This window comes from Protofrankia coriariae (assembly GCF_001017755.1).
In the GTDB taxonomy this organism is placed as follows: Bacteria; Actinomycetota; Actinomycetes; order Frankiales; family Frankiaceae; genus Protofrankia; species Protofrankia coriariae.
In genome coordinates, this window is record NZ_JWIO01000046.1 from 18723 (window position 1) to 22539 (window position 3817).

Annotated in this window: 4 protein-coding genes; all 4 read left to right on the forward strand. The window is 70.9% G+C overall.

Translation table 11 applies throughout. From position 1 onward, the window contains the following. Positions 1 to 266 precede the first annotated feature (266 nt). The 4 genes from FrCorBMG51_RS25695 to FrCorBMG51_RS20720 all read left to right on the forward strand — a co-directional run bounded on the left by FrCorBMG51_RS25695 (position 267) and on the right by FrCorBMG51_RS20720 (position 3808). Positions 267 to 2525: a protein kinase domain-containing protein gene (locus tag FrCorBMG51_RS25695; protein ID WP_052914891.1), complete on the forward strand. Its 2259-nt coding sequence runs from the start codon at positions 267 to 269 to the stop codon at positions 2523 to 2525. 80 nt (positions 2526 to 2605) lie between these two features. Beyond that, entirely contained in the window at positions 2606 to 2857 is a 252-nt protein-coding gene (locus FrCorBMG51_RS20710; protein WP_235433774.1) for a type II toxin-antitoxin system CcdA family antitoxin, read from the forward strand. Beyond that, positions 2854 to 3240: a type II toxin-antitoxin system VapC family toxin gene (locus tag FrCorBMG51_RS20715; RefSeq protein ID WP_047224693.1), complete on the forward strand. Its 387-nt coding sequence runs from the start codon at positions 2854 to 2856 to the stop codon at positions 3238 to 3240. Before FrCorBMG51_RS20710 ends, FrCorBMG51_RS20715 begins: the two co-directional genes overlap by 4 nt. 286 nt (positions 3241 to 3526) lie before the next feature. Continuing rightward, entirely contained in the window at positions 3527 to 3808 is a 282-nt protein-coding gene (locus FrCorBMG51_RS20720; RefSeq protein WP_047224694.1) for a type II toxin-antitoxin system Phd/YefM family antitoxin, read from the forward strand. The last annotated feature ends 9 nt before the right edge of the window (positions 3809 to 3817 follow it).

Below are 3817 nucleotides of genomic sequence, written 5' to 3' on the forward strand. Positions count from 1 at the left end.
CCGACGGCCCGCCGCGCCTTCGCCGCGGCCTCTTTCGAAACGCTGACAGCGATCGTCCGAAAATCGCAATGTGGCGTCAGGTTGCAACGTGGTGTGACGCAGTTCTGTCGGAGAACGGGCTGTCGGAGAACGGGCTGTCGGGGACTGGACTGTCGGGCCGTTACGGCGCCCGGCCGTGAGACCGTGGGCAGCTACTTGTAGTGGACGAGGCGGATCGCCGGTCATGGGGGGATTCGTCAGATCATGGTCCGGGTGGGAGTCCAGCCATGCAGCCACTGAGGTCGGACGATCCTGCCCAGGTCGGCCCGTACAAGCTGGTTGGACGGTTGGGCGCCGGCGGGATGGGCCGCGTCTACCTGGGCCGCTCACCGGCCGGCCGCGCCGTGGCGGTGAAGGTCGTCCGACCCGAACTCGCCGACGACCCGCAGTTCCGGGACAGGTTCGGCCACGAGGTGCAGGCCGCTCGGGCCGTCAGCGGCGCGTACACGGCCGCGGTCATCGACGCCGACCCGACGGCCGAGCGCCCCTGGCTTGCCACCGCCTACGTGCCCGGGCTGTCCCTCGCCGAGACCATCCGCCGGACGGGCCCGCTCCCCCAGGAGTCGGTGCGCACGCTCGCCGCCGGCCTCGCCGAAGCGCTCGCCGCCGTGCACCGGGCCGGGCTCGTCCACCGGGACCTCAAACCGTCGAACGTGCTGCTGGCCACCGACGGCCCGCGGGTCATCGACTTCGGGATCTCCCGCGCGGCCGACGCCACCGGGCTCACCCTGACCGGCGGTGTGCTGGGCTCACCCGGCTTCATGGCACCCGAACAGATCACCGGCGGTGAGATCGGCTCACCGTGCGACGTGTTCGCCCTCGGCGCGCTCATCGCCTTCGCCGTGACCGGCCGGGAGCCGTTCGGGACCGGCCCCACCCCGGCGCTGGTCTACCGGCTGGTCCACAGCGAGCCGGCCCTCGACGGCATCGGCGGCGACCTGCGCGAACTCGTCACCGCCTGCCTGGCGAAGGATCCCGCGGCCCGGCCGGCCCTGACGGACGTGCTGGCCCGGCTCACCGGTCAGGATCAGGAAACGACCCTCCTGCGGCCCGGCCCGGGCTGGCTGCCACCACCGGTGGCCGACGTGCTGCGCACCCACGCGGCAGCCACCAGCACGGACCGGCCGCCCGACGCCGGCCGGCCGCCCGCGGCGGTGCCCGTAGCCGCGGCCTCGGCGCCAGCCATTCCCATCTCCGGGGACGATCGGGAGCGGGAACACGCGGCCGCGGAGGCCACCGTGCCCGCGGCCCCGGCCCCGGCCGCGCCAGTGCCCACACCCACCACGACCGCACCAGCGCCCGTGCTCACACCCGTGCCTGTGGCGGCTGGTGGGGATCCCACCGGGCCTGCCGCGCCCCCCGCAGCCGCGCCAGCGCTGACGTCCACGCTGGCTGGCGGGAGCCCCGCCGGANGCGGGAGCCCCGCCGGATCCGCCGTACCTCCCGCGTCCGCACCAGCCGCGTCCGTGCCAGCGTCTGGAACGGACGACGGCCCTCACGCACACCTCGGCCCCGGTGACGTCAGGTCACCAGTAGACGCGGTTGGCGTCGTCGACACGGCCGGCGCCCAGGCCGAAGCGCCCATGGTCCGAGCCGGCTCTGTAGCCGCAGGCGCTGAAGCCGACACCGTCCGGGCCGAACTGATCACAGCACGGGTCGAAACGATCATCAAACAGGACGAAGCGGTCGCCGCTCAGCCCGTGACGCATGGATCCACCACGGCGCCTCTGGCGGCGGCGCGGAGCAGGCACCGGCGTGGCGCTCCGCTGGCGGTTGGGGCCGCGGCGCTCGCCGCCGTCATTGTCGCGGTCGTCATCGGCCTGGCCGCGGCCGCGAACAGACCCGGTGGCCAGGCCACGGCATCCGGTGATGCACGCCTCGACGCCACGGCACCGCCTGCCGCGAGCCCTGCCTCGACGGCCGCTGCCCCATCACCAGGCCCGTCAGCGACTACCACCGACGCGCCCGCTCAGATCCCCGCGGCAGTAGGGACCGCACCGGAGGCCTCGGCAGACGGTGGGCAGCCAGCCGTTACGGGCGGCGGACCAGCGGCCGGCCGGCCCGCGCAGGTGGCGCCCGGAGCGGGCACCAACCGTGGCTCCTCAGGCAACAACGCGCCACCGCCAGCACCGGCCAACCAGCCACCGGCGGCTCAGCCACCGGCCAACCAGCAACCGGCCGCCCATACGTTCAGCTTCGCCGGGAACCTGACCCGGTACTCGTGCGCGGACGAGGGACGCCTGGCCTCCGCCCGCACCACGGACGGCGTCCTGGCCACGTTCAGCAACCAGAGCCCGGAAACCGTACAGATCTACTGGCTCGACTTCGACGGCTCCCGAGTGGCCGCAGCCTCGTCCCTGACACCGGGAAACTCCTATTCGAGCAACACCTACGTCAACCACCTGTGGCTCGTCGCCAACTCGAGCGGCCGCTGCCTGGCCATCTTCACCGCCGGCACCTCCGGCGGCCGAGTCACCGTTTATTAGTGCTGTTGAGATGGCCGATTGTCAGGACGGACCACAGGGCAACCACTCAGCACCTCATGCTGAGTGTGTATATTATGCGCATGGCAAGAGTGAACATCACCGTCTCCGATGAGCTGATGGAGTCCGCCCGGGCCGCCGGCCTGAACATCTCCCGCCTCGCCTCGGCGGCGCTGGCCGAGGAACTCGACCGACGCGCCAAGATCGCCGAGCTGGACGCCTACCTCAGCGAACTGGACGCCGAGCTCGGCCCCGTTCCAGCTCACGAGGCCGCCGCGGCCCGCGAGTGGGCCGATCGGATCCTGCCTGCCGCCCCGACAGCACGCACGGCATGACCCTGATCCTGGACGCCGGTGGCCTGTCCGTCCTGGCGGGGCAACGCGCCCGACTGGCGGAACTGCGACAGCGCGGGTGCTGGCCAGCGCAGCTTCCCGCCGTCGTGCTGGCGGAAGCCCTCACCGGCGACCATCGGCGTGACTTCCACACCAACCGGCTACTGCGCACCTGCCAGATCCGTGACGTCACCGCCCCCCTTGCCCGCGAAGGAGCGAAACTACGCACCGCGACCGGACGCGCTGGAACCATCACCGCCACCGACGCGATCGTGGCAGCGTTCGCCGCCACCTGCCGTGAGCCTCTTGTCCTTACCAGCGACCCCAGGGATCTGACCGCCCTCACCGCTCACGCAACCCGACCAGTCACCATCGCGAGCATGTGAGCCTCGCACCCCCGCACCATCCCCCAACCACCCACACGCTCATTGCGGATCACAGGAATGCATACACCAGTGGCTGCCGTAACGACCGCTTACCCCTCGCTTTCATGATCCGTTAATGATCTGGTCACGTCGTGAGGTTTCATCATCAGGTTCCCCCCGACCCATAGAGACAAGTCTTATATCACCGGCTCGTCACCCATAAGGGCTTCCCGCCATCCGGCCGGACCACAGGCGGCTGACATGGTTCACCCAGTCAGGTACTCCCAGATGAGCCAGAATTCTGTACATGACAACGCTTCCCCTTGCCGAGGCCCGCGCTCGGCTGTCCGAGCTTGTCGCTGCTGCGCAGACCACCCACGAGCGTTTCGAGATCACCCGTAACGGACGCCCAGCGGCGGTACTGGTCGCCACCGACGACTACGAGGCGATGCGGGAGACCATCGCGGTCCTCGCCGACGGCGAGCTCATGCAGGCCGTCACGGAAGGGCTTGCTCAGCTCCACACCGGTGACGTCCTCAACGAGGACGAACTGGCCGGCTACCTTCGCCGCCACGGTCGCGGCGGGTGACGGCAGGCC

What these genes read in the sequence shown, in the direction of transcription:
- FrCorBMG51_RS20715 (WP_047224693.1), top strand. Translation starts at nt 2,854, where the DNA reads ATGACCCTGATCCTGGACGCCGGTGGCCTGTCCGTCCTGGCGGGGCAA.
- FrCorBMG51_RS20720 (WP_047224694.1), top strand. Translation starts at nt 3,527, where the DNA reads ATGACAACGCTTCCCCTTGCCGAGGCCCGCGCTCGGCTGTCCGAGCTT.
- FrCorBMG51_RS20710 (WP_235433774.1), top strand. Translation starts at nt 2,606, where the DNA reads ATGGCAAGAGTGAACATCACCGTCTCCGATGAGCTGATGGAGTCCGCC.